This window comes from Micromonospora sp. NPDC005305 (genome assembly GCF_040607315.1).
Classification (GTDB): domain Bacteria; phylum Actinomycetota; class Actinomycetes; order Mycobacteriales; family Micromonosporaceae; genus Micromonospora.
On sequence record NZ_JBEXGL010000001.1, the window covers coordinates 1 to 25,703 of the forward strand.

The following is a 25,703-nucleotide window of genomic DNA, read 5'->3' on the forward strand; positions in this document are numbered from 1 at the left end:
CGCTCGTCATCGGACAGTTCCACCACACCACGCGGACGACCAGCCACCCCGACAGCCTACTATCTGCCGGCGAAATAACGACTCAGGACACTAGGTCCTCTCCCGCTGTTGCGGAGCGTTGTTTCGGGGGTGGCGGGGCCGGTGGATGCGGGTCGGACCGCCCCGGACTGGCGGGTCCGGGTGGGCAGCGCGCCGCCGGGGCCCGTCGGGGCCGGCGGGTGCGGCGGCCGGGTCGGCGGCGGCCCGGCCGCACCGCCGCCGGACACCGTGCCGCCGGGGGGTGCGGTCGCGGTCGCGGTGACCAGACCGAGGGGCAGCAGGACGACGGCGGCGGTCCCGCCGCGCGGGCCGGGACGAAGCGACACCCGGGCGCCGCACCGGGCGGCGAGCAGGGCGGCGACGTGCAGTCCGGCGCGTCCGGCGGGCGGGCCGTCCGGGGGCGGACGGTCCAGGAGGTCGTTCGCCTCGGCCAGCGCGGCGGGGTCCAGGCCGGGCCCGTCGTCGAGGATCACCACGGCGCAGCCCTGCGGCCCCGGCTCGCCGGCGAGCCGGACCGTGGTGTGCTCCGGGGAGCAGGCCAGCCCGTTCTCGATCAGCTCGGCCAGCAGGTGGACGACGTCGGTGACGCCGGAACCGGCGAGCGTCCACGGCCAGTGCGGCGCGACCAGGACGCGGTGGTAGTCCGGCACCTCGGCGACCGCCCCGCGTACCACGTCGAGCAGCGGCACCGGCCGCCGCCAGCGGCGGGCCGGCGCCGCACCGGCCAGGATCACCAGCTTCTCCACGTTGCGCCGGATCCGGGTGGCGAGGTGGTCGAGCCGGAACAGGTCGGCCGTCTCCTCGGCGGTCCGCTCCCGCCGCTCCATCGTGCCGAGCAGGTCGAGCTGCTCGCGCAGCAGTGCCTGGTTGCGCCGCGTCAGCTGCAGGAACAGCTCGCCGGTGGCGGTCTCCGCGGACCGAGAACCGGCCTCGCCCGGGGTCTCCGCCCGGGCGGCGGTGCCCGAGCGGTCCGGCCCGCCGGCCAGGCGGCGGACGGTGCGGGACCAGGCGGCCAGCACGACGAGCACGGCGATGAGCCCGAGCCCGACCACCAGGCCGGTCCTGGTGACCACCAGGGCGGCGCCCGGCGCGGCCCGCTCGACGCTGCCGCGGGCCGTGGTGGTCACCAGGTCCCGCAGCCCGCTCAGGGCGGGCTCGACGGCCTCCCGCCAGCTCTGCCCGCTGATCCCGGCCGTGCCGCCGCGGCCCGGGGCCCGGAGCAGCCGGTCCTCCAGCCGCAGCAGGCCGGCGAACCGGGGGCCCTCCACCAGCCGCTGGTGCTGCTCCCGTCCGCCGGCCGGCAGCGCGGCGGCGGCCGTCGTCCGGGCGTACCGCTGGACGGTCAGCAGCTCGACCAGGCGGCGCCGGTCGTCGTCGCCGATCCCGCCGCCGGCCAGGGCGGCGGTCACCAGGGTGTCCTCGCGGGCGAGCAGCTCCCGGGCCCGGGCCAGCGCGACGACGGCCCGGGTCTCGGCAGCCAGCGCGTCCTCGCGCCCGCCCCACTCCGGGCCGTACACCGCGAAGGCGGCGTCGACCAGCCGGTCGTACGCGGCGACCGCGCTGGGCCGGTCGAGCCGGCCGCCGTCCACGTCGGACCGGAGGGTGGCCAGCCCGGTCAACTGCCGGACCAGCTCGTCGGCCCGGTCCCGCACCGCGCCCGCCGTGAGCAGGCGCGGGTCGTGGTCCTCGGTGAACGCGCGCACCGGGGCGACGGCGCCGTCCGTCCGGTCCCGCGCCTCGGCCAGGGCGGCCCGCGTCCGCCCGGCACCGGCGATCGTCTCGGCGGTCAGCCGGCGTTCGAGCTGGAGGTCGAGGATCAGCAGGTCGGTGGGCTGGCCGAGGGTGTCCGCCAGGGCCCGCACCCGCACGAGGTCGGCGGCGTCCCGGCCGGTCAGCACGGCCGCGTACGCCCAGAGGGTCAGCAGCACGGCGGCCAGCGCGGCGAGCCTCAGCCGCAAGCCGGGGCGACCGGGGCGCCCCGCCGGCCGGCTCACCGCGGGTCCCGTTCCGGCCACGGCTGCCGGCCGGCGACGCCCGACCGGTCCGCCACGACGGTGCGCAGGAGGGCCAGCAGCTCCGCCCGGTTGGCGCAGTTGAGCCGGGACCGCATCCGTGCCACGTGGTGCTCCACCGTCTTCGCCGAGATGAAGAGCCGGTCCCCGATCTCCCGGTAGGTCAGGCCGGCCAGGACCAGTTCGGCCACCTCGTGCTCCCGGTCGCTGAGCCGGTACCGGGTGGGGCCGGCGTCGGCCGCCGGCGCCGTGCCGTCTCCCGCGCCGTCCGCGCGGGCGGGCGACCGGGCCTGGAGCACCCGGGCGCACTCCAGCAGGGTGGTCATGGCACGGCGGTCCGAGGTGCGGATCGCGGCCTGCCCGGCGAGGCGGGCGGCATCCCAGCACAGCCCGGTGTCGTGCAGCCCGCGGGCGGCGGCCTCCACCCGGACGGGGTCCACGACGCCGCGCAGCACCTCGACCCAGACCGTGGCGGCTTCCGCGGCCGCGGCGGCGTACCGGCTGTGATCGGCGGCGGCGAGCAGGGCGGCGACGTGCGCGTCGGCGACCGTCGGCTCCTCGGTGAGGATGGCGGCGTGCAGCCCGGTCCAGTGCAGCGGCGCGCTCCACAGCGCCGGGCCGCCGAGGCGGTCCAGCAGCAGCCACGCCTCCCGCAGGTACGGCTTCAGCCGGGCGAGGTCGCCCAGCCGGGCCCCGGCGACCGCCAGCTCGCCCAGCGGCAGCAGGGTGAACAGGTCCACCGGGTGCCGGACCACGGCCTCCAGCGCCGGGCCCCATCCGCCTTGGAGCCCCGCCACGTCGCTGTTGCGCCGGGCGATGCCGAGCCGGAGCGCACTGGCCAGGAGCAGGTCGCGAGGCTCCAGCGGCCGGTCGCCGGCGGTCACCGCGGCGAGGCGGTCGGCCGCGGCGGCCGTCTGGCCGCGGACCATCAGGATCCAGGCCTGCAGCAACCGATGCCGGCGGGCCATCAGCGGCCCACCGATCCCGGTCGTCACGGCCCGGTCCAGCACGCTCTCGGCGATGTCCAGCTCGGCACAGTGGATGGCGGTCAACGCGGCGAGCGCCGCCGGGCTGTCCGGCAGGAGCACCCGCCGCCCGTCGGGCTCCAGCAGCGCGGTGGCCTGCACGAGCCGGGACAGGACGCTGGTCGGCGCGGCGGTGACGCTGTCGCGTACCCCCTCGGCCATCAGCCGCGCGGCGCTGGCGTGCAGCGTCGGCGGCCCGCCGGCCGGGTCGTCGGCCAGGTCCACGCCCGCGACCGGGCGGCCGAGGGCGAGGGCTCCGACGGCGGCGAACGCCGCGGACGGGGCGAGGCGGGACCACCGGTACAGCTCGACGCTGCGCTCCACCTGGCCCCGGTGCGCCAGCGCCGTCGCGGCCACCGTGGCCGCCTCCGCCCGGACGGCCGGCGGGGCCGTCGCGAGCAGCCGGTTCGCCAGCCGCAGCGCGGCCTCCAGGTCGCCGGCGAGCGCCGCGGCGACGGCCTGGCGGGCACCGGCCGGGATCCCTCCGGCGGCGGCCGCGGCGAACAGTTCGGCGGACAGCGCCGGCTCGCCGCCCAGCGCCTCCTCGGCCGCGGCCTCCAGCGCCGCGGCCGGGCAGTCGTCGAGGGCGCCGGCCGCGCGCAGCGACCGGACCAGCGGGAGCACGGCCGCGCCACGACCGAGCTGCACCTCGGTGAGGCGCCGCCAGATCGCGCTGCGTTCGGTGGCCGGGCTGAGGGCGACGACCGCCCGCCGCACGATCGGCGCGAGCCGGCCGTCCGCGCCGAGCAGGCCCGCCGCCCGGGTGTACGCCACCAGTTCGTCCACCGAGGCCGGCTCCCGGTCGAGCAGCGGGCCGAGCAGGTCCACGGGCAGCGGGACGCCCGCGGCGACGGCCAGCAGCAGCCGCCGGACGTCCTGCGGCAACTCCTCCAGGTCCGGGCCGAACGCGAGGATGGCCGGCCGCGGCAGCTCGGTCGGCAGGCCGGGCCGCCTCTCCGACCCGCGCAGCCCCCGGACCAGCCGCTCGACGTCCCGCGGCACCCCACCGGTCTGCGCGTGCACGAACGCGGCCAGCTCACCTTCCGGGCCGGGGTCGGGCACGCCGGCGAGGTAGTCGCGGGTCTGCTCGACGGTGAACGGGTCGAGCACGAGCTGCTGCCCGTCGCGTTTCAACGCCTCGGCCAGCCCGGCCAGCGCCCCCGGCCGGGGCCACGGGCGGTAACCGACCAGCAGCCGGTGCCGGCCGCCGGTCACCAGCCGGCGCAGCGTCTCGAGCCGCGCGTCGTCGAGCAGGTGCGCATCGTCGACGAGCAGCACGGTCCCGGGGTCGACCGGGCGGTCCGGGCCCGGAGCACCTTCCCGCACCGTGCGGCCCGCGTCCCGGTGGGCCCGCGCCAACTCCCGGAGCAGGGCGGTCTTTCCGTGGCCGCCGGGACCCGTCACGCCGACGGCGAGGGGGCGCCCGGGATCCGCCACGACCGCTGCGAGCAGGGCGGCCGGCCCGGTGCCGAGCACGAGCCGGGCGTCGGTGACGGTACTCATGATCATGTCGGTCATCCTTCGCGGTCCCGGCTCCGGCCGCGGGCCAGCGCCAGGCGGGACGCCTTCGGCAGGTTCAGCGGCGTGACCCGGACCGGGGGGCGGGCCGGCGGCTCGCCGTGGTGGGGGTGGTCGGGTTCGGCGTCCCGCCACGCCGGAACGGCCGGCGCGGCGGCACCGACCGGTGCGGTGGCGGGGATCGGCGCCGGGCGGCGCGGGCGCGGTGCCACCACCTGGCAGGCGGCGAGCGCCGCCCCGGTGGCGGCGGTCAGCTGAGGGTCCGGCTCCACCTCGACGGGCACGGGAAGCGCGGCGGTGAGCAGTTCGGTGACCAGCGGGACGCGGGCCGAGCCGCCGGCCAGGAGGACGCCGTCGAGCTGCGCCGGCGTGAGGCCGGCCGAGTGCACGGTCTGTGCCAGCAGGTCGACGGTGGCGCGCACCGCGGGCCGGATCATGTCCTCGAACTGCGCCCGGGTCACCGGCACCCGGACGGGGCCGCCCGGCAGGGTGAGCATGACGTCGGCCTCGGTGGCGATGGTCAGCTCCCGCTTGACGCGGCCACACTCCGCCAGCAGCCCGCGCAGGGCCGGGTGGGCCTCCGCGCCGGCGAACTCCCGGCCGAGCGTGGCGCGCACGTGCTCGGCGAGCGCCTCGTCGAAGTCGGTGCCGCCGAGCGTCTCCAGACCCTGCGGCAGGCCGAACGTCTCGTACCTGCCCCGCGCGTTGCGGCGGACCAGCGCCGCCTCGAAGGTGTTGCCGCCCAGGGCGTACACCGCGGCCGTGGTGCCCGGGAAGCCCCGCGCCGCATGGCTCTCGGCCACCGTGACCGTGCGCGGGAGCAGCGTCACGTTGCGCAGGTCGAGGGCCCACAGCGCCCGGTGCAGCAGGTCCCGCCGGTGCGGGCCCCACCCGGCGGGATGGCTCAGCACGACGGCCTCGGGGAACTCGCCCTCGTAGGCGGAGACCCGGTGCACCACCCACGCCGCCAGCTCGGCGACCAGCGTCTCCGGCGGGCACGACTCGCCGCCGAGCAGGAGGGGCACGTCGTCACCGACCCGGCGGACGAAGTCCCGGGTCGTGCCGCTGCGGTCGTCGGTCGCCGGCTCGCCCACCCGGAGCGACCCGTCGGGCGCCAGGTGCAGCACCGACGGTACGACGGCCGACCGGCCACCCAGCGTGACGACCTCGGGGCGGGCCCAGGAGTCGCCGCGCCGGCTCGCGACGGTGGCGGCAGTGCCTGTGTTCCCGATGTCCAACCCCAGGACGTACGGCATTCGTTCTTCCTCCACCGCGAGTGGCCTGGGGACGGTGTCGGCACCGTGGCAACCCACCCCCGGCGAACCCCGTGGGCTCCTACGTTCGTACCAGAGATCGGCTCCGACCCGGTACCCTAACTCCGGCCGGCCCGGCTCCCCCTGCCCCCCTAACGCACGAGGGGGCGAGGACCCTAACCGGCGGGGGCGGGTTGCGGGTCGCGCCCCGATGACGACGGGTGGCCCCCCGCCCTAGCGTCAGTGTCGCGGCACGACGGTGCTGACGATACGTTCGAGGAGAAGCCCCCATGGAATCGCACCAGACCCTGCACGACTTCGTGCTCAACCTGCTCACCGACCCCGACGCGCGGTCGGCCTTCGACCTCGACCCGGAGGGCGCGCTGCAGGCCGCGGGGCTGACCGACGTCACCGCCGCCGACGTGCAGGACGTCGTCCCGCTGGTGGTCGACTACGCCCCCGGCGCGGCGGGGCTCGCCCCGGTGGCCCCGGTGGTCGGGCAGCTCGGGCTCGACCCGCTCACGAGCGACGTCACCGACGTGGTCGGCCAGGTCCAGGCGGTGCCGCACCAGATCGGCGTGAGCAGCTCCCACAGCGGTGTGGACGTGTCGGCCGGCGCGCTGGGCGCCATCGCGGTCGACCCGGCCGGCCTGTACGCCGGCGTGGCCCTGGCCCCGGGCATCGGCCTGGGCGTCGGGCCCGGCGGTCTCGGGACCGACCTGACCGCGGTGCACGACGTGGCGGACACCCTCGACTCCGACGTGGTGGGCACGGTGAACACCGCCGTCGACCCGGTCGTCGGTGACGTCACCGGGGTGGTCGGCGAGCCGCTCGGCACCACGGCCGGCACCGACCTGCTGCACGACGGCGGCGTGCTCGGCGGCGACCTGGGTGTCCTCTCCGGCACGCAGGGCCAGGTGCACGGCGTCGTCGGTTCGCTCGGCCTCGACCAGACCCTCGGCGGGCTCGGCCTGGGCGACGGCAGCGGCGTGGTCCCGCCGGTGCACGTGCCGGCCACCGTGGATGGTGTGACGCACCAGGTCGACAGCACGCTTACCGGTGTGACCGGCACGGTCAGCGGCGTGACGGGCACCGTCGGCGGCCTGACCGGCGGGCTCACCGACGGGATCACCGGCGACGCCGGGGCGCACGGCGCGGGGGTCCACGGCGACGCGCACGCCTCGTCCGACGGCGGCCTGCTGGGCGGGCTGCTCTGACGGAGGGCTCAGGCAGGAGCGGGAGGCACGATCCGGCCTCCCGCTCCTTTTCCGTTCACGACCCTCTTGATAATTGAGCCGAAATCCGCACACTTGGTGCGTGATCGCGGGGATCTGGCTGGATGTGCTCGATGAGATCGCCCGTACGTGCAGTGCACACGGGCGAGGCGACCTGCTCCAGACGGTGCGGCAGAAGCGGGTCCAACTGCTGGACCCCCGGCTGCGTGTGCTGGTCATCGGTGAGTCTCAGCAGGGCAAGAGTCAGCTGATCAACGCCATCGTCAACGCGCCGGCCTGCCCGGTCGGCGACGGCCGCACCACCGTGCTGCCGACCGTGGTGCAGCACGCCGAGGTCCCGTCGGCCGCCGTGGTCCAGGCGCCACCCCCCAACCCGGGCCGGCCCGCCGGCGCGGCGCTCCCGGCGACCGGCGAGCGGACCCCGGTGCCGCTGGACCAGGTCGCCGCCGGGGTCGCCGGCACGTTCGGCCGCCGGCCGGGCGGCGGTCCCGCGTACGTCGAGATCGGACTGCCGCGCGCGCTGCTCGGCTCCGGGCTGGTGCTGGTGGACACCCCGGGCACGGAGGAGGCCGCCGCGCTGGGCGCCGCCGGCCCGGCCGCCGCCCCGGCGTGGGCGGACACCGTGCTGCTCGTCTCCGACTCCACCCGGGAACTCTCGGCCGGCGAGCTGACCATGCTGCTGCACGTCGCGCGGTCGCACCCGAACGTGGTGCTGGTGCAGACCAAGACGGATCTCGTGCCGGACTGGCGTGCGGTCGCCGAGCGCAACCGCCAGCACCTCGCCGAGGCCGGCGTGCCGGCGCCGGTCATCCCGGTCTCGGCGGCCCTGCGACTGCGCGCGGCCGTCGGCGACGACCGGGAGCTGAACGCCGAGTCCGGCTTCCCCGTGCTGATCGGCCGGTTGCAGCGGGACCTCGCCGGCAAGTCCGACCGACTGGCGCGGGCCGCGGTCGGCGTGATCGCCCGGACCGTGGTGGAACAGCTGGCCGCGCCGCTGCGCGCCGAGCTGGAGAGCCAGGAGGTCGAGGAGCAGTCCGGTCCCATCTCCCGGCTGCACGCGGCGCAACGCGAGGTCGACGAGCTGCGTCGCTGCTCCACGAGGTGGCAGAACACGCTGGCCGACGAGATGGCCGACGTGCTCGCCGACATCGAGTACGACCTGCGGGACCGGACCCGGCAGATCCTGCGCGAGGTCGACGACGCGTTCGACAGCGCCGACCCGCTGGTCAGCTGGGACACGTTCCAGGAGTGGCTGGAGCGCAGCCTCACCGAGGCGGCGGAGGCCAACCACGAGTGGCTGGTCCGGCGCTGCGACTGGGCCGCGCGGCGGGTGGCCGACACCTTCGCCCGGTACGGCGGGGACGTGCTGCCGCCCTGGTCGATGACGACGCCCCCGGACCTCGGCGACGGCCTGCCCGAGCTGGAACGGCCCACCGTCGACCGGTTCACCCCCAGCCAGAAGCTGATCAGCGGCATGCGGGGTTCGTACGGCGGCCTGCTGATGGTCGGCCTCGCGACGACGCTGGCCGGCATGCCCATGATCAACCCGCTGTCGGTGGGGGTCGGCGCGCTGTTCGGCGGCAAGAGCATCCGCGACGAGAGCAAGCAGTTGCTCCGCCGCCGCCAGGCGGTGGTCAAGACGGCGATCCAGCGGTACGTCGACGACTTCTTCGTCCGGGTCACCAAGGACCGCCGGGACGCCGTCCGGCAGGTGCAGCGGATGCTGCGGGACCACTTCACGGCGCTGACCGAGGAACTCCAGGAGGCCATCATCCGGTCGTTCCGCAGCGCCAAGCAGGCCGCCGACACCGACGCGGCCGTCCGCGACCAGCGGCAGCGGGAGATCCGGTTGAAGATGACCCGGCTGGCCGGGCTCTTCGAGCAGGCCCAGCAGTTGACCGGCGCCCGATCCGCTCCGACGCCGCTGGAGCCCCGGCCATGACGGTCGGGCTGCGGCTGGACGAGGCGGTGTGGGGCCTGCTGCACCAGGCGCTCCAGCACTACCGGGACAACCCCAGGGCGACGGACCACCTGCGGCACCAACTGGCCCGGCTGGAGCAACCGCTGCGGATCGCGATCGCCGGCCCGTGGCGCTCCGGCAAGTCGACCCTGCTGAACGCCGTCATGGGGGAGGAGGTCGCGCCGGTCGACGGGGTGGATGGCAGCACCGTCTTCACCTGGTACGAGGACGGGCCGCAGCCGAGCGCCACCGCGTACGCGAACGGCCAGCCGCCGCAGGAGCTGGCGATCGCCAAGTCGGCGACCGGGATGCGGGTGGACCTCGTCGGCTGGCGGGCGGGTGAGCTGCGCGACATCGTGGTGCAGTGGCCGACCCGGACGCTGCGCCAGGTCACCCTCATCGACACTCCGGCCACCGGCCGGGACGAGCAGGGCCGGGCGCCGGTCATGGAGCGGGTGCTGCGGGACGCGGACGCGGTGCTGTACCTGACCCGGGACGGCCGCGACAGCGACCTGCGGGTGCTGGAGACCAGCCGGGAGAGCGCGGTCGGGCAGGCCGCCGCCGTGCACGTGATCATGGTGCTGTCCCGGGTGGACGAGACCGGCGGTGGACGGATCGACGGCCTGCTCACGGCCCGCCAACTCGCCCGGCGCCAGCACCGGGACCCCCGGGTGAACGAGCTCAGCGTGCACGTCGTGCCGTGCAGCGGCCTGCTCGGCCTGGCCGGCCGGATCCTCAGCGAGTCGGACTACGCCGTGCTCGCGGCGCTGGCCCGGGTGCCCCGGCCGGAGCTGGAGACGCACCTGCTCTCGGCCGACCGGTTCCTCCGCGGCGACCTGCCCGTCCATCTCGACACCGGCGTGCGCGCCGGTCTGCTGGACCGGCTCGGGCTCTTCGGGATCCGGCTGGCGACCACGCTGATCCGCACCGGCTGCGACAGCCGGGCGAAACTCTCCGCCGAGCTGATCCGGCGCAGCGGCCTGACCGAGCTGCGCGAGTCGGTGGCCCGCCTCCTCGTCGACCGGCGGGACACGCTCAAGGCGCGCTCGGCGCTGGCGGCCGTCGAGGCGCTGCTGCGGGCCGAGCCCGGCCGGGGCACGGACGAACTGCTGGGCCGGGTCGAGCAGATCCTGGTCGGGGCGCACGAGTTCCGCGAGCTGCGCCTGCTCGCCGCGCTGCGGACCACCCGGCTCGGCTTCGACGCCGACCTGGCCGCGGAGGCGGCACGGCTGGTCGGCGGCGACGGGGTCGGCCTCGCGGCCCGGCTCGGCGTGGAGCACGACGCGACCGTGCACCGCCTCTGGGACGCCGCCTCGGACGCCCAGTGGCGGTGGCGGAACCGCGCGGAGGACCCGCTGCTACGCCTGGCCCAGCGGCGCGGCGCCCAGGTCGTCGTCCGCAGTTGTGAGGGGATGCTCGCCGAGCTGGCCGAGGGGGGCCGGTGACCGCCGCCGGCGGAGCCAGGCGATCGGACGGACCTTCTCCAGGGGCAGGAAGCTGGTCATCGCCACCAGATGCGGCGCGAACGAGATGGTGATCGTCGCGATGGTCACCAGGTGGAACGAGTAGAAGGAGCCGACCATGGCGAGCCGCCACCGCTCGGGCAGCAGGAAGACCAGCGGGCTCAGCAGCTCGAAGGCCAGGATGCCGAACTGGGCGACGATCAGCAGGTGCGGCACCTGGGCGATCACGTCGGCCAGGTCGGTGCCGCGCCGGATGATCGCGCGGGCCAGCACCGAGCCGGTGGCCCAGTCCAGGCCGCCGAAGCGAAACTTGGCCCAGGCGGCCAGGAAGTAGGTGCAGATGACCGCGATCTGCGTGACCCGCAGCGCCCAGCCGCCCGCCTCGGTGCGGGTGAGGTCCCCGTGCCGGGCCCGCCCCGCCGTGGGCAGCACGGCCAGCGCGACGAGCAGCCCGACCCGGTCGTGGTCGACCTTGCCGTAGCTCATCGCGACGATCATCCACTCGAAGTAGAGGGCGAAGACCGTCCAGCCGAGCAGCCGGGGCGCCCGGCCGGTGGCGGCGAGCAGCGAGACCGCCAGCAGCACCCAGAAGACGACAGCGACCAGGGTCGGGGTGGGGGTGGGCAGCGGGAGCAGCCGGCCGATCAGCAGCGGCTGGTAGAGGTCGCCGGGCACGTCGACCCGGGTGCGTACCCAGGGGGTGAAGATCACCAGGTCGGCGGCGACGAAGAGGTAGACGAGGGTGCGGAAGGCGGCCACCCGGCCCCGCGGGACCGCCTCGGTCAGCCAGCCGGTCACGGGGCGGTCTCCCAGCGCACGGCGGTGCGGTCGGTCCAGCGGCCGGTCGGCCGGCCGCCCTGGATGTCGTACCAGCGGACCACGATGCGGACCTCGGCGAGCGGGGGGGCCGCCGGGTGGCGCTCGGCGTACGCCTGGGCGACCCGGCGGAGCAGGCTCGGGTCGGCGGCGTACCGGTCCTGCTGGCCCTCGATCTCGGCGCGCCGGATGCCGGTGGCGTCCTGGCCGAGCGGCACCACGGCCCCGCTGCGGTCGACGCCCTCGACGCGGGTGTCGGGGGCGGGCGCGTCAGGCGGGTCGGAGGTGGAGTACATCCGGAACGGCCCGAACGGGAAGTCGTCGTCGGTGCCGCGCACGGTGCCGAGGAGGAGCAGCGCCAGCCCGAGCAGAGTGGCGCCCAGCCGGACGGCACGCCCGCGGGTGGTCAAGGTCTCCATCGGCTCGTGACGATACGGGATGAACATGCCCGGAAGGCGTCGGTCCGTCGTCCAGTCCTCGCTGCCCGTGTCGCTCTTTCCGGTCGCCCCGGACGACACCGGCCGGGCCCCGCGGTGGGGGCCCGGCCGGTGGTGTCGGCGCCGCTCGGCTCGGTGCTTGTCGAGTCGGCTCAGTGCTTGTGGCCGTGCTCGGCGAGCTTCTTGCGGACGTCCTCCATGTCGAGCTGCTCGACCTGCTCGATCAGGTTCTCCAGGGCCGACTCGGGCAGGGCACCCGGCTGGGCGTAGACGATCACGCCGTCGCGGATCGCCATCACGGTCGGGATGGAGCTGATGTTGAACTTGGCGCCCAGCTCCTGCTCGGCCTCGGTGTCGACCTTGCCGAAGACGATGTCCGGGTGCTTCTCGGACGAGCGCTCGTAGACGGGGGCGAAGCGCTTGCACGGGCCGCACCAGTCCGCCCAGAAGTCGAGCAGGACGATGCCGTCGCGTTCGGTCACCTCGTCGAAGTTGGCCGTGGTCAGCTCAACCGTTGCCATTGCACTCTCCGATCAACGCGGATTTCCTACGTCCCGTGGAACCAGGGTCGATGGTTTGGCATTCCCGTGACGTGCGCGACGAAACACTGCGCAGCGCGTCGGTGACGGAGGGACGCATCGAGCAAGGTCTGTGTACCCCGTCCTGCGGAACGCAAGTGCACGACGCATTTGCGTGACGGGACGTGATGGGAGCGCTTCCAGGGTGATCGCGGCCGATTCGCGCTACGAATCGGTAACTTGACGCTTGACAAGCGGGGATTCGACAGGCGGAGATCGCTTGTGGAGTGATCACGAGTCACTACGCGTAGTGTTACGAAAAGATAAATGTGACGCCCGTCTCTGTCGTCACAGTACCGGCGTACGGCAGAATCTGTCGCATCAGAGCGTGGGCGGCGGGTGCCGGGGAGGGCCCCGCCGCTCATTGCGTCTCCACCCGGGTCGGTCCGGGTGTGACTTTTCCGCACCGGCTGCGCCCCGCCCACCGCCTTAACAAGCGGTAAGGCATGCTGTGCCGAACTCCATCGCCGCCCGTCGAAGGGGACCAGGATGCAGTTCGGCCGCTACTACGAAGAGTTCGAGGTCGGCGCCGTCTACCGGCACTGGCCGGGCAAGACGGTCACCGAGTACGACGACCACCTCTTCTGCCTGCTCACCATGAACCACCACCCGCTCCACATGGACGCCCACTACGCCGAGTCGGCGAGCCAGTTCAAGCGCAACGTGGTGGTCGGCAACTACATCTACTCGCTGCTGCTCGGCATGTCGGTGCCGGACGTCAGCGGCAAGGCGATCGCCAACCTGGAGATCGAGTCGCTGCGGCACGTCGCCCCGACCTTCCACGGCGACACCATCTACGGCGAGACGACGGTGCTGGACAAGCGGGAGTCCTCCTCCAAGCCGGACCGCGGCGTGGTCGCCGTGGAGACCCGGGGCTACAACCAGGACGGCACGCTGGTCTGCGTGTTCCGCCGCAAGGTCATGGTCCCCAAGAAGGAGTACGCGGCCGCTGCCCTGCCCGAGGGGGTCGACCCCGAGCGGCCCAGCTTCCCCGAGCCGCGCTGACCTCTCCCGTACGCCCGGAAGGGCCCCTTCGCCGATCCGCGGGGAAGGGGCCCTTTTCCCGTTCCGGGGCATATGCTGACGCCGGAGGTCACCATGAGCCACTCCGTCGCCGGAGAGCCGCCCTCTGCCGGCCGCCGTGCCGCACCGCTGACCACCGCCGTCTACTCCGCGGCCGAGTGGGACCTGTTGACCGACCTGCCGGGCCGGGTCCTCGTCGCCGCCGCCACGCCCGGTCCGGGCCGTCCGCCGCGTGGCGTCGCCGCCGGGCTCGCCGGGCTGGACGCGGTGGCCGCCGGCCGGGCCTTCGACAGCGACCTGGTCCGGGCCGTGGTCGCCGCGATCTACGCCCGCCACGACGGCGCCGCCGACCGGCACGAGCGCCTCACCGACCTGGTCGACCTGCTCGCCGCCGCCCGGGCCGCGGTGCGGGTGTTGCGGCGGCGCGCCGACCCCGCAGACTCGGCGGCGTACCGGCAGTGGGTGGAGTCGGTCGCGGCCCGCGTGTGCCGGGCCGGCGAGGCCGCCCCGAGCCCCGCCGACCGGCGCTTCCTCGACCGGCTCGCGGGCGCGCTCGACCTCCGCTGACCTGCCGGCCCGTGACGGCCGTCCGCCCGGTTGGGCCGTACCCTCTGCAGACCGTGACCGACGACCAGCTCGACGTGGGCGTGGGGCCGTGGCCCGGCGACCCGCCGGACGACCCGCGCTACGACCCGGAGCTGCTCGCCCAGGGCGACCGGCGCAACGTCGTGGACCGGTACCGCTACTGGCGGCGCGAGGCCGTGGTGGCCGACCTGGACCGCCGCCGGCACGACTTCCACGTGGCCGTCGAGAACTGGCAGCACGACTTCAACATCGGCACGGTGGTCCGCAACGCCAACGCCTTCCTCGCCGCCGAGGTGCACATCGTCGGGCGGCGGCGGTGGAACCGGCGGGGCGCCATGGTGACCGACCGCTACCAGCACGTGCGGCACCACCCGACGATCGAGGAGTTCGTGGCCTGGGCGGCGGGGGAGCGGCTGCCCGTGGTCGGCATCGACAACCTGCCCGGCTCGAAGCCGCTGGAGAGCAGCACGCTTCCCCGCCGCTGCGTGCTGCTCTTCGGCCAGGAGGGACCGGGGCTCTCCGAGGTCGCCCGGGCCGCCTGCGACCAGCTCTTCTCGATCGCCCAGTACGGCTCGACCCGCTCCGTCAACGCCGGAGTGGCCAGCGGGATCGCCATGCACGCCTGGATCCGGGCGTACGCCGGACCCCCACCGGAGTGACCGATCCGGCCGCTCCGCTTGACGCCCCGCCGGTCCGGGGTGACCGTGAAGGCGTGAGTGTCGCGGTGAGTTGTCCCAGGTGCGCGGGCCCGGTCCGGGAGCCGGACCTGATGCACGGCGAATACCGGTGCCTGCGCTGCGGTCCCGTGCCGCCGCTGCACGTGCCCGAGCACATCGGTGCCGAGATCATGGCGAGCGTGGTGGAGCGGGTGGCCGCCGGCACCGACCCGGCCGGGCCGGGCATGCCGCTCTGGTGCCCGTGGCCGCTGCCCACCGGGTGGACGCTGACCGGGGTGGCCTGGGCGGGGGACGACCGTTCCGGGGTCCGCGCCACGGCGGTGGCCTGCGCCGGCCCGGCCCCGCTCGACGGTGGACCGGCCGACCTGCTCTTCGTCGCCGAGGAGCCGGGCGTCGGCCTGGGCTCCCGCCTCGCCGGCCTGCCCGGCCCCGACCCCGGGCCCGAGATGGCGGAGGCGCTGACCGATCCCGGCCCTGGTCACCCGGAGCGGGTGCCGCACGCCAAGATCCGGGTGGGCGGCCACCCCACTCCACTGTGGCCCGTGAATTCCCCGACCGATCGAAGCGCGTACGCCGGCGAGGCTCGGGGAATGTGGCTCCATGCGATAGCCTGGCCGGCGAGTGCGGGTCACCTCCTCGCGGAAGAAGTCGTGCTGCACGACCTCACCGAGTGGACACCGCCCGAACTCGTGTACGGCGCACCATCTCCGTACCTGCACGGGCGGGCCTGACCGGCCGGCACCGGCGAGTCGGAGAACAGACGCAGATATTCACTCTACGACACCATACTGATACTCTGGGTGCCGCTGCAGTAAACGGACCCGGCTCCGCGCGAGAGGATGGCCCGCTATGGTCAAGAAGGTCCTCACCTGGGCCGGCCTCGCATTCTTGATCTTCTTCATCGCCTACCGGCCGAACTCCGCCGCCGACGTGTTCAAGTCCCTGGGCGGCGGCATCATGGACATCGCGCAGGGCTTCGGCGACTTCTTCACCAACCTGGTCGCCTAACCGCCCATGGGAAGCCCCTCCGGTCCACCCTTCGACCCGGACGACCCCGACCGGGAGCGCCGGGAGCGCGACACCGAGCCGATCCCGCGGATCGACCCCGACGACGGCCCGGGCTTCGGCTCCGGTTCCGGCTACGGCGGAGGCCCCTCCCTTTCGGACGACGCCGCCTTCGGTGACGGCCCGGCCTATGCCGGGGAGGGGCGGTCCGGCCGCGCCTGGATCCGCGACCCGGAGGCCGGCTACCAGAACCCGCAGATCTCCGAGGAGGAGCTGGCGGGCCTGCGCGCCGACGCCTCCGGGATGGCCCCGCGCCGGGTGCTGCCGATGGAGGACGAGCCGAGCGCCCTGGCGGCCCGCTACCTCTTCCCGACGGAGCGCTTCCGGGGCGAGTGGAAGCGGCACTGGGTCCACCTCTCCACGCCGATCATCGTCGGCATCGCAGCGACCTTCGTGCTCGGCTACCTCTCCGGTTTCCTCGCCGGGCGTGACGTCGGGGCGCTGACCACCGTCGCGGTGCTGCTCTGGTTCGCCGTGATGGGCTGGGTCGCCTGGCGGGTCGCCGACTGGTGGTACGACCGCTTCATCCTCACCAACAAGCGGGTCATGGTGGTCAACGGGATCATCACCCGCCGGGTGGCCATGATGCCGCTGGTCCGGGTCACCGACATGAAGTACGAGCAGACCCCGACCGGCCGCGCGCTCAACTACGGCACCTTCGTGCTGGAGTCGGCCGGCCAGGAGCAGGCGCTGCGCGAGATCAAGAACCTGCCCAACCCGAACGAGCTCTACCTGCGCGTCGTGGAGGAGATGTACGAGCCGCAGGCCGTCGAGGCGCGGATCGGCAAGGAGCAGGACGAGGCGAAGGCCGACGACGGCGCCTGAAGGTTTCTGTCCGAACATCGGAGGAACTGCGCACCTTTTGCCGTCGACCCACCCCGCTCTTCCGTGGGAGCCTGCCAGGCAGGACGGGGTGTGGAGGTGGGCGTGGCCAGCAGGGATCCGCTGGAGGAGGAGTTCCGCGACTTCGTCGCGGCCCGCTCCGGTGCCCTGCTGCGCACCGCCTACCTGCTGGCCGGCGACTGGGCGACGGCCGAGGACCTGCTCCAGACCGCGCTGACCAAGACCTACCTGGCCTGGAAGCGGCTCGGCGGGATCGACGCCATCGAGCCGTACGCCCGCCGGGTCCTGGTCAACACCTCCACGAGCTGGTGGCGCCGGCGCTGGCACGGGGAACGCCCGACCGAGGTGCTGCCCGAGCGGGCCGGGGTCGACGAGATCGAGCAGCAGCTCGACCGGGACGCGCTGTGGCGGCACCTCCAGGCGCTCCCGGCCCGCCAGCGGGCCGTGCTCGTGCTCCGCTTCTACGAGGACATGTCCGAGGCGCAGACCGCCGCCCTGCTGGAGATCTCCCCGGGCACGGTGAAGAGCCAGACCTCCCGGGCCCTGAACACCCTGCGCCGCCGGCTCGGCTCCGCGGCCGCCCTCGCCCTGCCGGCCGCGCCGGAGGAGACACCCGCGCCGCCCGCGCCGCACACCCCGCCGCGGGTGGTCCGGCAGCCCGCCCCGGCCCCGCCCGCCCCGCCCGCCCCGGCGTCCCCGGCGGTCCGGCCGACCGCGCGACCCGCCGTCCCGGTGAAATCCCGATGAGCCGCACGCCGCAGGACTGCGACAACCGGACGGGCGGCCCGAAGCGTCCACTCCCCGTGACCGAGGACGAGCTGGAACGGGCGCTACGGCAGACGCTGGCCAGCCGCGTCGCCACGCCCCGGCCCCTCGCCGCCGACCCGGCCGGCGCCGTTCTCCGGCGGGCCCGGGTCGCCGCACGGCGCCGCACGCTGACCGGGCTCGCCCTGGCCGGGGTGGCGACCGTGCTGGTCACCACCGGCATGGCCCAGCTCGGCGGGCCGACCGGACACAGCGGCACGCCCACCGTGGTGCTCGGTGACCCGGGCGGGTTCTCGCCCGTGCCGCTGCCCACCGCCAGCAGCCCGGCCCCCGGGAAGGGGCCGGTCCGCGCCGAGCTGGACCTGATCGTCGGCTCGTGGCTGGACAGCAGCGGGGGCGAGCGCCGGGAGCTGACCGGGTTGAGCGGCGTCGAGCGGGCGCAGCGGGTCCCGGACTACGGCGGCTGGCTCGTCACCTCGGTGGCCACCCCGGCCGGCCGTACCCTCTGGTGGGTGCCGCCCAACGGCAGCGACCCTCAGGTGCTGCTCGCCGGCGCGGACGCCGTCGTGGTGGCCGCCGACGGGCGGCAGGTCGCCTGGCGCGACGGCGCCTACCTGGCCGCCGCCGGCGTGGTCGGCGGTCAGCTTTTGGCCAGCAGCCGGACGGCGGCTCCCGAGGGGGCGGTCCCGATCGGCTTCGCCGGCGACGCCGTGCTGGTCCGGCAGCCCGACCGGGGCGGGGTCAGCGTCTGGCGGCGGCCGGTGGGTGGGGTGCCGGGCGCGGCGAACCCGGACGTGCTCACCGTCTACGGCACGCTGCCCGACGGCCGGGTCGTCGGCCTGGTCTCCGCCGGCACGCCCCGGCAGCCCTGCGTGGCGCTGCTCGACGCGGCTCGCGAACTCACCCCCGTCCGCACCGGCTGCGGCCCCGCGGTGGCCACCGACGGCCTCGGCGGGGTCTCCGTCGACGGGCGGTGGCTCCTGCTCAACGCCGCGCGCAAGGACGCCCTGCTGGTCGACCTGGCCAGCCTCGGCGCCGCCGCCGTGACCCGCCCGGCCGGGCCGGCGGTCGCCGGGGCCGTGGCCTGGACCCGCAGCGGGGCCGCGCTGCACGTCGACGCCACCGGCGGCCTGGTCCGGGTCCGGCCCGACCGGGTGCTGGCCGGCGAGCGTCCCACCGCCTCCGCGCTCGACGGGGTGGCGCCGGGCGAGCGCCCCGTGGTGGTGGCCGACACCCGCTCCTGACCGGTTCGGGGTGGGCGTAGCGTCGGCGGGGTGAGCGCCCCCGCCCGGATCGACCTGCACACCCACTCCACCGCCAGCGACGGCACCCTCAGCCCCGCCGAGCTGGTCCGGGCCGCCGCCGCGGCCGGTCTCGACGTCGTGGCGCTCACCGACCACGACACCACGTCCGGATGGGAGCCCGCCGTCGCGGCCCTGCCGCCCGGGCTCACCCTGATCCGGGGCGCCGAGCTCTCCTGCCGCTGGTTCGGCGTCGAGCCGGCGATCCCGCTGCACCTGCTCGCGTACCTCTTCGACCCGGCCGAACCGGAGCTGGCCGCCGAGCTGGCCCGGGTCCGGCGCGCCCGCGAGGAGCGGGGCGAGCGCATCGTGCGCCTGCTCCAGGCCGACGGGATCCGGGTGAGCTGGTCGGAGATCCTGGCCGGCGCCGCCGGCGGGACTGTCGGCCGGCCGCACATCGCGCAGGCGCTGATCCGGGCCGGGCTGGTCGCCACCACCACCGAGGCGTTCGGGCCGCGCTGGCTGGGGGAGCGCTACCGGCTGCCCAAGGAGGACATCGACGTGTTCCGGGCGGTGGCGCTGGTCCGGGCGGCCGGCGGGGTGCCGGTCTTCGCCCACCCCCGGGCCAGCCGGCGTGGCCGGATCGTGCCGGACGAGCTGATCGTGGACCTGGCGGCGGCCGGGCTGGCCGGCCTGGAGGCCGACCACGAGGACCACAGCCCGGCCGAGCGGGAGCACGTCCGCGCGCTCGCCGCCGAGCTGGGGCTGCTCGTCACCGGATCGTCGGACTTCCACGGCACGCACAAGACCGTCCGGCTCGGCGCGTTCACCACCGGCGCCGGGGCGTACGAGCGGATCGTCGAGCTGGCCCGGGGGGTGACCCCGGTCGCTTCGAGCTGAAGCGTTCCGGCCACGCGGCTACCGTGTCCGCGTGGATCTCAAGCTCTTCGGCGAGGTCTTCGTGACCCTGCTGGTGATCGTCGACCCGCCCGGCATGATGCCGATCTTCCTGGCGCTGACCGGGCCGCTGGCCGCCCGCGACCGGAACCGGGCCGCCTGGCAGGCCGTCGCGCTGGCGCTCGGGGTGATCGTGGTGTTCGCCGTCGCCGGCCAGACCATCCTGGCCTACCTGCACGTCGACCTGCCCGCCTTGCAGGCCGCCGGTGGGCTGCTGCTGATCCTCGTCGCGCTGGAACTGCTCACCGGCAAGTCCGACGACCCGAACCAGCAGGCGACCAGCAACATCGCGCTGGTGCCGCTGGGCACCCCGCTGCTGGCCGGCCCCGGCGCCATCGTCGCCACCATGCTCTTCGTGCAGCAGGCCGGTGGCTTCACCGACTACCTCGCCATCGCCGCCGCGATCGTCGCCGTCATGGTCGCCGTCTGGGTGGTGCTGCGCTTCTCCGGCGGCATCGTCAAGATCCTGCGGCCGGGCGGCATCGAGGTGCTGACCCGGATCGCCGGCCTGCTGCTGGCCGCCATCGCCGTGCAGCTCATCGCCGACGCGATCGCCGCGTTCGTCACGCAGTACCTCACCATGGGCTGAGCCGTCGCGGCACTGTCGTACCCGGGTGGCAGGATCTGAGGCGTGCGACGACCCTCCCCGACCGGGCGACCCACCGGCGGCCGGGCACCCCGGCCCCGCGCCGAGCAGGCCGAGCAGCTCGGCTTCGAGGGCATGCCGGAACGGCTCTTCGTCTGCACCCCCAGCAAACTCGGCGCCTACACCGACTGCCCCCGGCGCTACCGCTACTCGTACGTGGACCGCCCCGCGCCGTCCAAGGGCCCGCCGTGGGCGCACAACTCGCTCGGCGCCAGCGTCCACACGGCCCTGAAGAACTGGTACGCGCTGGCCCCCGACCGCCGCCGCCCCGAGGTGCTGGGCACCCTGCTCAAGGGCACCTGGGTCCGCGAGGGCTACCGCGACGACGAGCAGGAGCGGGACGCGTTCCGCCGGGCGCTGTCCTGGCTGGAGTCCTACGTCGCGGGGCTCGACCCGGCCGACGAGCCGCTCGGGGTGGAACGCGTGGTCGCCGTGAAGACCGCCGTGCTCGCCTTCAACGGCCGCACCGACCGCATCGACTCCCGCCCCGGCCCGGACGGCCGGCCCGAGCTGGTCATCGTCGACTACAAGACCGGCCGCACCGGGCTCGACGGAGACGACGCGCGCGGCTCACAGGCCCTCGCGCTCTACGCGTACGCCGCCGAGCGGGTGTTCCGCCGCCCGTGCCGCCGGGTCGAGCTGCACCACCTGCCCACCGGCACGGTCGCGGCGCACGAGCACACGCCGGAGTCCTTGCAACGGCAGCTCACCCGTGCCGAGGACACCGCGCGGGACATCATGGCCGCCGAGCGGGCCGTCGCCGACGGCGCCGACCCCGACGAGGCGTTCCCCACCGAGCCGGGGCCGCGCTGCGGCTGGTGCGACTATCGGCGCACCTGTCCGGCCGGCGCCGCCGTCCCGGGCAAGGAGCCCTGGGCGGCCGTGGAGCGTCCCGCCGCGCCGGTCGCCGACCAGGGCTGACCGCGGCTTCTCAGGCCGCCGCGAGCCGGGCGGCGCGTTCCTTGGCGGCCTGCTGCAACGGGCCCTCCCGGTAGCGCCGCGGCACCGCCGCCAGGGCGAGCCGCAGCGCCCGCACGCCCAGGTCCGCGGAGAGCGCGGTGGTGGGCAGGCCGAGGCCGCCGTACAGCCGCTGGGCCCAGGCCGGCAGCAGCGCCAGCGCCGTGCCGGCGATTCCCAGGTACGCCCAGCGCGGCGGGCCGAGGTGCAGGCCGAGCCGCACCGGCAGGCTGAGCTTCCACGGGATCGGCGGGGCGGTCAGGAAGAGCGCCGTCTCCGCGGCCTCCCTGGTCATCCGCAGCTCGGGCCGGACCGCGCGGTAGTAGTCGGCCACCTCGGCGGCGGTGCCCGGCACGTCGGCCGGGTCCAACCCGACCAGGGCCGCCGCCCGGCGCTGCTCGGTGTAGTAGCCGTCCACCTCGTCGTCGGTCAGCGCGAGCCCGGCCCGCCGCGCGGTACTCACGAACGACTCGACCTCGGTCACGTGCACCCAGCGCAGCAGGTCCGGCTCGTCGATGCGGAACTCCTCGCCGGTGAACGGGTCGGTGGCCCGCATCCGGGCGTGCAGCGTACGCAGCCGCCGGCCGGCCGCCTCCGCCTCGGCGGTGGTGCCGTAGATCGTCGTGGCCACGTAGGTGGCCGTGCGGACGAGCCGGCCCCAGGCGTCCGTCTTGTAGTTGCTGTTCTGGGCGACGCCCGCCATGGCGCGGGGGTGCAGCGCCTGGAGGTAGAGCGAACGCAGGCCGGCGACGATCAGGATCGGCTCCTCGTGCACCTTCCACGTGACCGATCCCGGACCGAACAGGCCGAGGTCATCGGAGTCCACCGACCAAGAGTGCCACGCCCGTCTGGGCGTGGGTGCGGTCAGCTCGGCGAAGGCCGGCGCGGGGGGTGCGGTCAGCTCGGCGAAGGCCGGCGCGCGGCCGGTCAGTCGTCGGCCGAGCGGCGGGCCTGGCAGGCCGGGCAGAGGCCCCAGAAGGTCACTTCCGCCTCGTCCACCTCGAAGCCGTGCGCGACGTTCGGGTCCAGGCAGGGGGCGTTGCCGGTGGCGCAGTCCACGTCGGCGATCTCACCGCAGCCCCGGCACACCACATGGTGGTGGTTGTCCCCGACCCGGGCCTCGTAACGGGCGGGGCTGCCGGCCGGCTCGATGCGGCGGGACAGCCCGGCCCGGGACAGCGCGCCGAGCACGTCGTAGACAGCCTGGGTGGAGACCGAGTCGAGGCGCTCACGGACCCGTCGGGTGATCTCGTCGACCTCCAGGTGACCGCCGGCGGCGAGCACCTCCAGCACGGCGAGACGCGGCCGGGTGACCCGCAGGCCCCTCGACCGGAGCAGCTCCTCGCCCGTGGACATGCGTCCATGACAGCACGGGCCCTCGGGACCGACAAGCGAGCGGGACCGCGGGTGGTTTGGGCCACAGGTGAACCGCGCCGGTGACCCGTGCGTGTGTCGATGTACGGAAGCGGGACGGCGGATCATCACGTCGTACGCTGACCGCGCGATCCCGTCCACTCGCCGGAGGTGTCGGTGTTCAGGGAAGTCAACGGCCTGCCGGGCCACGTCCTGGTCGTACACGCCGCAGTGGTGCTGGTGCCGCTGCTGGCGTTGCTCTCCGTCGCGTACGGGGTGCTGCCCCGCTGGCGGCCCCGGCTGGACTGGGCGGTGGCGATCCTCGCCGTGCTCACCCCGATCGTCACCTGGGTGGCGACGGAGTCCGGCGAGGCGCTGGAAGAGGTGCTGCGCCAGCGGGGCTACCCGCCCGAGGGCCTGCAGAAGATCCACGAGCATTCCGAGTACGGCGGGAACCTGTTCTGGTTCACCGTCGGGCTGGCCGTGGCGGCGCTCCTACTGCTGCTGGTGACCAGCGGTTTCGCCCGCACCCGCAACCTGCCCCGCTGGCTGTCCCTGGTGCTCACCGCGATCATCATCGTGCTCGCCGTGTTCGCGCTGGTCTACGTCTATCTGACCGGTGACAGCGGCGCCAAGATGGTGTGGAGCGGCATCGTCTGACCCGGATCGGCCGGGCCGCTCCAGCCGGGGCGCCCGGCCGGCTCAGAAGACCGGCTCAGAAGAGCAGGCGCGAGCAGAGCAGGCAGGTGAGCAGCACCAGCACGACGCCGACGACGGCGCCGATGCCGTAGGTGAGCCGCTGGGCCTGCCCCTCGGCCTGGTCCATGGCGGCCATGTCCTGCGGCGGGAGCCGGCGTGGCGGCGTCGGCTGCACGTGGACCGGCGGTCGCCAGCCGGGCGGCGGCGGGACGGTCGGCGGCGGGCCTGCATATCCGGCGGGCGCGCCACCCGGCCCCCAGCCACCGGCCGCGGCGGCCTGCTGCAGCCCACCACCGGCCGGACCGGTCTGCGCGGGCCAGCCGCTGGTCGACCCGGCCTGCCCGGTGTGCGCGGGCCAGCCGCCGGTCGATTCGGCCTGGGCGGTCTGCGCGGGCCAGCCGCCGGTCGCGGTGGCACCCTGACCGGGCCTTGCCCACGGGCTGTCGGTGTGGCCGGCGCGCGACCAGGGGCTGGTCTCCGGCTGCGGAGCGTCGCTTGTCGAGCTGGCGGGCTGGTCACCGTCGGCTGCTGAGCCGCGGGCCACGTTTCCGCCAGCCGCCGCAGCGGGCTGGTCCGCGCCAGCCTGTTCGGTACCGGGAGTCTGCGCGGTGCCGGGGGTGCGGGCCGTGTCGGCCTGGTCCGTGGCGTGAGTGTGGGCCGTGTCGGCTCGGTCTGTGCCGGGGGTGCGGGCCGTGCCGGCTCGGTCGGTGCCGGGAGTGTGGGCTGTGCCGGCTCGCTCTGTGCCGGAAGTCCGGTCTGTGCCGGCTCGGTCTGTGCCGGATGTCGGGGTCGCGCCGGCCGGCTCGTCCGGGCGTCGCCAGATCTCGTCCTCGGGCCTGCCACCGCTCGGCGTCGTCACGCCGTCCGACGCTACCAACGCCCCGGCCGGTCGGCCGCCCGACGCGACGGGCCATCGTGGCACCGCTTCGGCCGGTCCGTGATCGACTCCGCCTCGGCGAGGTAGTGGTATCGAGGGGAGCCGGATACCGCCGGCTCGGCGACCTGGAGTTGACCAAGGCGGGTGTGGACCGTCGGCGGCGAGGGATGGCGCCCGGCGTTCGCGCCTCAGCGGTCGAACCCTTACCCGTCCGGCGGTATCCTTGCCGCTCGTGAGCGATCCCGGCATCCGTGTCCCGCGCGGCGACGACGACCGCGTGGTCGACCTCAGCGAAGACCTCGTCGTGCTGCCCGAGCAGACCACCGACGACACCGACCGCGGCTGGGGCGAGCGCTCCTCCGGCAACGACGACTGGCTGCTCGCCGAGCGCCCGCCGCACTGGGACTGACCGGCCGGGTCATTCGCGTACCACCACGGCGAAGCGGCTGCCCTCGGGCACGCCGACCGCGCGTTGCGCCTGCTCGGGGCGGAGCGGCAGGTAGAGCGCCGAGGAGCCGTCGACGGCCCCGGCCGCACCCACCACGTCGAGGACGAGCGCCCGCGGCGCGAGCAGGGTGGCCGCCCCCGCCGCTCGGCCGGCCGGCACGACCAGCAGGTCCACCCGGGCACCCGGGCGGAGCACCGCGAGCGCGGCCGGTTCGGCGAGCCGGACCGGCACCCCGACCGCTCCGGCCGGCAGCGGCAGGGCGGCCGCGCGACGATCACCCCCGCCCGGCGCGCCACCCCCGTCCGGCGCGCCACCGCCCGCCGGGACACCGCCGGTCGGGGTGGGAGCCGCGGCCGGGACCGCGCCAGGGACCGCGCCCGGCGGACAGCCGGCCGGGTTCTGCAGGACAGCCGCGGCCAGCCCGAGCAGCACCGCGACCAGCGCCACCCGGAGCAGCGTGCGCCCCCGGGGCAGCCCGCGCCAGCGCACCGGCCGCAACGATGCTTCCTCACCCGCCACCAGCGCCTCCCGCCCACCCGACCCGACCGGTACGCGGGCAGGCTAGGCGGTGAACAACGCCTCCCGCCGCCCCCGCTGGCTCACCTGTGGAAAACCGGCCGACCTGTGGACAAGCACCGGGAGACCGTGATCGCGAAGAGCCCGACGACCTCGGGCGTGACCCGCACTTGGCGTCGTTGATCAAGGGGTTTGCGTCGGCTCGGCGCCGGATTCTGACGCAAACCTCTTGATCAACGCGGGTGGGTGCGGCGGCCACACATGCCCGGGGCTGGGAATTTGGCACGCGACGCAGCTCCGGGGATACGAAAAGTGGCCACCCGTGCCGGATGGCCACTTTCGTGGAAAGAAGGAGCGTCAGGAGGAGCTGCTGGCCGCCGGTGCCTTGCTGGTCGACGAACCGGAGGACGAGCTGGACGACGCGGCGGACGAGCCGTTGCTCGACCCGGTCGACGAGCTGTCGGACGAGCCGCTGGTCGACGACTCGGACTTGGCCGGCTTGCTCGTGGCGCTCGTGGTGCTGTCGGAACCGGACGAACGGGAGTCCGTCCGGTAGAAGCCGGAGCCCTTGAACACGATGCCGACCGAGTTGAAGACCTTGCGCAGCCGCCCTTCACACGCCGGGCACTCGGTCAGCGGCGCGTCGGAGAAGGACTGCACCGCCTCGAGCTGGTGGCCGCACGCGGTGCAGGCGTACTGGTACGTGGGCACGTTC

26 protein-coding genes and 1 pseudogene are annotated in these 25,703 nt (G+C 75.1%); 16 read left to right on the top strand and 11 right to left on the bottom strand.

All coding sequences use genetic code 11. The features are described 5' to 3' along the window. Nucleotides 1-59: 59 nt before the first annotated feature. The 3 genes from ABZS80_RS00005 to ABZS80_RS00015 are packed head-to-tail and all read right to left on the bottom strand — an operon-like array spanning nucleotide 60 to nucleotide 5,850. Nucleotides 60-1,997, bottom strand: a complete 1,938-nt coding sequence (locus ABZS80_RS00005; protein ID WP_355053679.1) for a nitrate- and nitrite sensing domain-containing protein — start codon at nucleotides 1,995-1,997, stop codon at nucleotides 60-62. Nucleotides 1,998-2,029: 32 nt separating this feature from the next. Further along, the gene (locus ABZS80_RS00010) at nucleotides 2,030-4,585 is read right to left on the bottom strand and encodes a LuxR C-terminal-related transcriptional regulator (protein ID WP_355053680.1); all 2,556 of its coding nucleotides are present in this window, start codon (nucleotides 4,583-4,585) and stop codon (nucleotides 2,030-2,032) included. A gap of 5 nt (nucleotides 4,586-4,590) precedes the next feature. Then, nucleotides 4,591-5,850 carry an Hsp70 family protein gene (locus ABZS80_RS00015; protein WP_355053681.1) on the bottom strand — a complete coding sequence of 420 codons (1,260 nt, stop codon included), beginning with the start codon at nucleotides 5,848-5,850 and terminating at the stop codon, nucleotides 4,591-4,593. 287 nt (nucleotides 5,851-6,137) lie between these two features. Here ABZS80_RS00015 and ABZS80_RS00020 point away from each other — a divergent pair, with 287 nt between their 5' ends. The 3 genes from ABZS80_RS00020 to ABZS80_RS00030 all read left to right on the top strand — a co-directional run bounded on the left by ABZS80_RS00020 (nucleotide 6,138) and on the right by ABZS80_RS00030 (nucleotide 10,487). After that, on the top strand, nucleotides 6,138-7,064 hold the full coding sequence (locus ABZS80_RS00020) for an IniB N-terminal domain-containing protein (RefSeq protein ID WP_355053682.1): 927 nt from the start codon (nucleotides 6,138-6,140) through the stop codon (nucleotides 7,062-7,064). Nucleotides 7,065-7,164: 100 nt separating this feature from the next. After that, nucleotides 7,165-9,024 (top strand): dynamin family protein, encoded by a 1,860-nt coding sequence (locus ABZS80_RS00025; RefSeq protein ID WP_355053683.1) that lies wholly within the window; start codon nucleotides 7,165-7,167, stop codon nucleotides 9,022-9,024. Then, nucleotides 9,021-10,487: a dynamin family protein gene (locus ABZS80_RS00030; RefSeq protein WP_355053684.1), complete on the top strand. Its 1,467-nt coding sequence runs from the start codon at nucleotides 9,021-9,023 to the stop codon at nucleotides 10,485-10,487. Before ABZS80_RS00025 ends, ABZS80_RS00030 begins: the two co-directional genes overlap by 4 nt. On the opposite strand, the gene ABZS80_RS00035 is transcribed toward ABZS80_RS00030, so the two are convergent. From ABZS80_RS00035 to trxA, 3 genes are all read right to left on the bottom strand, one after another. Next, nucleotides 10,401-11,303 carry an MFS transporter permease gene (locus tag ABZS80_RS00035; protein ID WP_355053685.1) on the bottom strand — a complete coding sequence of 301 codons (903 nt, stop codon included), beginning with the start codon at nucleotides 11,301-11,303 and terminating at the stop codon, nucleotides 10,401-10,403. The two genes, ABZS80_RS00030 and ABZS80_RS00035, sit on opposite strands and share 87 nt — an antisense overlap. Further along, a complete protein-coding gene (locus ABZS80_RS00040) occupies nucleotides 11,300-11,740 on the bottom strand; it encodes a hypothetical protein (RefSeq protein WP_355053686.1) in 441 nt (146 codons plus the stop codon). Before ABZS80_RS00040 ends, ABZS80_RS00035 begins: the two co-directional genes overlap by 4 nt. Nucleotides 11,741-11,910: 170 nt before the next feature. Next, complete coding sequence (gene trxA, locus ABZS80_RS00045) at nucleotides 11,911-12,279, bottom strand: thioredoxin (RefSeq protein ID WP_151464437.1); 369 nt, start codon at nucleotides 12,277-12,279, stop codon at nucleotides 11,911-11,913. 546 nt (nucleotides 12,280-12,825) lie between these two features. Here trxA and ABZS80_RS00050 point away from each other — a divergent pair. The 11 genes from ABZS80_RS00050 (at nucleotide 12,826) to ABZS80_RS00100 (ending at nucleotide 21,059) form a co-directional block, all read left to right on the top strand. Next, on the top strand, nucleotides 12,826-13,341 hold the full coding sequence (locus ABZS80_RS00050) for a MaoC family dehydratase (protein ID WP_091314480.1): 516 nt from the start codon (nucleotides 12,826-12,828) through the stop codon (nucleotides 13,339-13,341). Nucleotides 13,342-13,434: 93 nt separating this feature from the next. After that, a complete protein-coding gene (locus ABZS80_RS00055) occupies nucleotides 13,435-13,926 on the top strand; it encodes a hypothetical protein (protein ID WP_151464436.1) in 492 nt (163 codons plus the stop codon). Nucleotides 13,927-13,979: 53 nt separating this feature from the next. Then, the gene (locus ABZS80_RS00060; RefSeq protein ID WP_355053687.1) at nucleotides 13,980-14,603 is read left to right on the top strand and encodes an RNA methyltransferase; all 624 of its coding nucleotides are present in this window, start codon (nucleotides 13,980-13,982) and stop codon (nucleotides 14,601-14,603) included. 65 nt (nucleotides 14,604-14,668) lie between these two features. After that, the gene (locus tag ABZS80_RS00065) at nucleotides 14,669-15,352 is read left to right on the top strand and encodes a TFIIB-type zinc ribbon-containing protein (protein WP_355053688.1); all 684 of its coding nucleotides are present in this window, start codon (nucleotides 14,669-14,671) and stop codon (nucleotides 15,350-15,352) included. Nucleotides 15,353-15,470: 118 nt separating this feature from the next. Then, the gene (locus ABZS80_RS00070) at nucleotides 15,471-15,629 is read left to right on the top strand and encodes a hypothetical protein (protein WP_167544553.1); all 159 of its coding nucleotides are present in this window, start codon (nucleotides 15,471-15,473) and stop codon (nucleotides 15,627-15,629) included. A 6-nt stretch (nucleotides 15,630-15,635) separates the two neighbouring features. Further along, complete coding sequence (locus ABZS80_RS00075; RefSeq protein WP_355053689.1) at nucleotides 15,636-16,511, top strand: PH domain-containing protein; 876 nt, start codon at nucleotides 15,636-15,638, stop codon at nucleotides 16,509-16,511. A gap of 102 nt (nucleotides 16,512-16,613) precedes the next feature. Further along, complete coding sequence (locus tag ABZS80_RS00080) at nucleotides 16,614-17,276, top strand: SigE family RNA polymerase sigma factor (RefSeq protein WP_355053690.1); 663 nt, start codon at nucleotides 16,614-16,616, stop codon at nucleotides 17,274-17,276. Between the two features lie 56 nt (nucleotides 17,277-17,332). Next, nucleotides 17,333-18,538 carry a hypothetical protein gene (locus ABZS80_RS00085; RefSeq protein WP_355053691.1) on the top strand — a complete coding sequence of 402 codons (1,206 nt, stop codon included), beginning with the start codon at nucleotides 17,333-17,335 and terminating at the stop codon, nucleotides 18,536-18,538. A gap of 30 nt (nucleotides 18,539-18,568) precedes the next feature. After that, nucleotides 18,569-19,435 (top strand): PHP domain-containing protein, encoded by an 867-nt coding sequence (locus ABZS80_RS00090; RefSeq protein ID WP_355053692.1) that lies wholly within the window; start codon nucleotides 18,569-18,571, stop codon nucleotides 19,433-19,435. Between the two features lie 31 nt (nucleotides 19,436-19,466). Then, on the top strand, nucleotides 19,467-20,081 hold the full coding sequence (locus ABZS80_RS00095; protein ID WP_212838156.1) for a MarC family protein: 615 nt from the start codon (nucleotides 19,467-19,469) through the stop codon (nucleotides 20,079-20,081). Nucleotides 20,082-20,213: 132 nt separating this feature from the next. Beyond that, the gene (locus tag ABZS80_RS00100; RefSeq protein WP_355054173.1) at nucleotides 20,214-21,059 is read left to right on the top strand and encodes a PD-(D/E)XK nuclease family protein; all 846 of its coding nucleotides are present in this window, start codon (nucleotides 20,214-20,216) and stop codon (nucleotides 21,057-21,059) included. A gap of 10 nt (nucleotides 21,060-21,069) precedes the next feature. Here ABZS80_RS00100 and ABZS80_RS00105 read toward each other — a convergent pair whose 3' ends face one another. Further along, nucleotides 21,070-21,921, bottom strand: coding sequence for an oxygenase MpaB family protein (locus ABZS80_RS00105; protein ID WP_355053693.1), 852 nt, complete (start codon nucleotides 21,919-21,921; stop codon nucleotides 21,070-21,072). Between the two features lie 101 nt (nucleotides 21,922-22,022). Beyond that, on the bottom strand, nucleotides 22,023-22,451 hold the full coding sequence (locus tag ABZS80_RS00110) for a Fur family transcriptional regulator (RefSeq protein WP_355053694.1): 429 nt from the start codon (nucleotides 22,449-22,451) through the stop codon (nucleotides 22,023-22,025). 174 nt (nucleotides 22,452-22,625) lie between these two features. Here ABZS80_RS00110 and ABZS80_RS00115 point away from each other — a divergent pair, with 174 nt between their 5' ends. After that, nucleotides 22,626-23,108 carry a DUF2231 domain-containing protein gene (locus tag ABZS80_RS00115; protein ID WP_355053695.1) on the top strand — a complete coding sequence of 161 codons (483 nt, stop codon included), beginning with the start codon at nucleotides 22,626-22,628 and terminating at the stop codon, nucleotides 23,106-23,108. 55 nt (nucleotides 23,109-23,163) lie between these two features. On the opposite strand, the pseudogene ABZS80_RS00120 reads toward ABZS80_RS00115, so the two are convergent. Further along, a pseudogene (locus ABZS80_RS00120) lies at nucleotides 23,164-23,391 on the bottom strand (hypothetical protein); the annotation flags it as partial. An 856-nt stretch (nucleotides 23,392-24,247) separates the two neighbouring features. Here ABZS80_RS00120 and ABZS80_RS00125 point away from each other — a divergent pair. After that, a complete protein-coding gene (locus ABZS80_RS00125) occupies nucleotides 24,248-24,433 on the top strand; it encodes a hypothetical protein (RefSeq protein ID WP_355053696.1) in 186 nt (61 codons plus the stop codon). Nucleotides 24,434-24,442: 9 nt separating this feature from the next. Here the strand turns inward: ABZS80_RS00125 and ABZS80_RS00130 are convergent, their stop codons facing one another. Together ABZS80_RS00130 and ABZS80_RS00135 are read right to left on the bottom strand one after the other, a co-directional pair. Beyond that, nucleotides 24,443-24,991 carry a flagellar biosynthesis protein FlgA gene (locus ABZS80_RS00130; RefSeq protein WP_355053697.1) on the bottom strand — a complete coding sequence of 183 codons (549 nt, stop codon included), beginning with the start codon at nucleotides 24,989-24,991 and terminating at the stop codon, nucleotides 24,443-24,445. A gap of 354 nt (nucleotides 24,992-25,345) precedes the next feature. After that, nucleotides 25,346-25,699 carry an FmdB family zinc ribbon protein gene (locus tag ABZS80_RS00135; protein WP_355053698.1) on the bottom strand — a complete coding sequence of 118 codons (354 nt, stop codon included), beginning with the start codon at nucleotides 25,697-25,699 and terminating at the stop codon, nucleotides 25,346-25,348. Nucleotides 25,700-25,703: the final 4 nt, after the last annotated feature.

Bases quoted from the DNA above. Each gene is read 5' to 3' on its own strand.
- ABZS80_RS00010 (WP_355053680.1), bottom strand. From the start codon at position 4,585: ATGATCATGAGTACCGTCACCGACGCCCGGCTCGTGCTCGGCACCGGG.
- ABZS80_RS00015 (WP_355053681.1), bottom strand. From the start codon at position 5,850: ATGCCGTACGTCCTGGGGTTGGACATCGGGAACACAGGCACTGCCGCC.
- ABZS80_RS00020 (WP_355053682.1), top strand. From the start codon at position 6,138: ATGGAATCGCACCAGACCCTGCACGACTTCGTGCTCAACCTGCTCACC.
- ABZS80_RS00030 (WP_355053684.1), top strand. From the start codon at position 9,021: ATGACGGTCGGGCTGCGGCTGGACGAGGCGGTGTGGGGCCTGCTGCAC.
- ABZS80_RS00040 (WP_355053686.1), bottom strand. From the start codon at position 11,740: ATGGAGACCTTGACCACCCGCGGGCGTGCCGTCCGGCTGGGCGCCACT.
- trxA (WP_151464437.1), bottom strand. From the start codon at position 12,279: ATGGCAACGGTTGAGCTGACCACGGCCAACTTCGACGAGGTGACCGAA.
- ABZS80_RS00050 (WP_091314480.1), top strand. From the start codon at position 12,826: ATGCAGTTCGGCCGCTACTACGAAGAGTTCGAGGTCGGCGCCGTCTAC.
- ABZS80_RS00055 (WP_151464436.1), top strand. From the start codon at position 13,435: ATGAGCCACTCCGTCGCCGGAGAGCCGCCCTCTGCCGGCCGCCGTGCC.
- ABZS80_RS00070 (WP_167544553.1), top strand. From the start codon at position 15,471: ATGGTCAAGAAGGTCCTCACCTGGGCCGGCCTCGCATTCTTGATCTTC.
- ABZS80_RS00075 (WP_355053689.1), top strand. From the start codon at position 15,636: ATGGGAAGCCCCTCCGGTCCACCCTTCGACCCGGACGACCCCGACCGG.
- ABZS80_RS00100 (WP_355054173.1), top strand. From the start codon at position 20,214: ATGCCGGAACGGCTCTTCGTCTGCACCCCCAGCAAACTCGGCGCCTAC.
- ABZS80_RS00110 (WP_355053694.1), bottom strand. From the start codon at position 22,451: ATGTCCACGGGCGAGGAGCTGCTCCGGTCGAGGGGCCTGCGGGTCACC.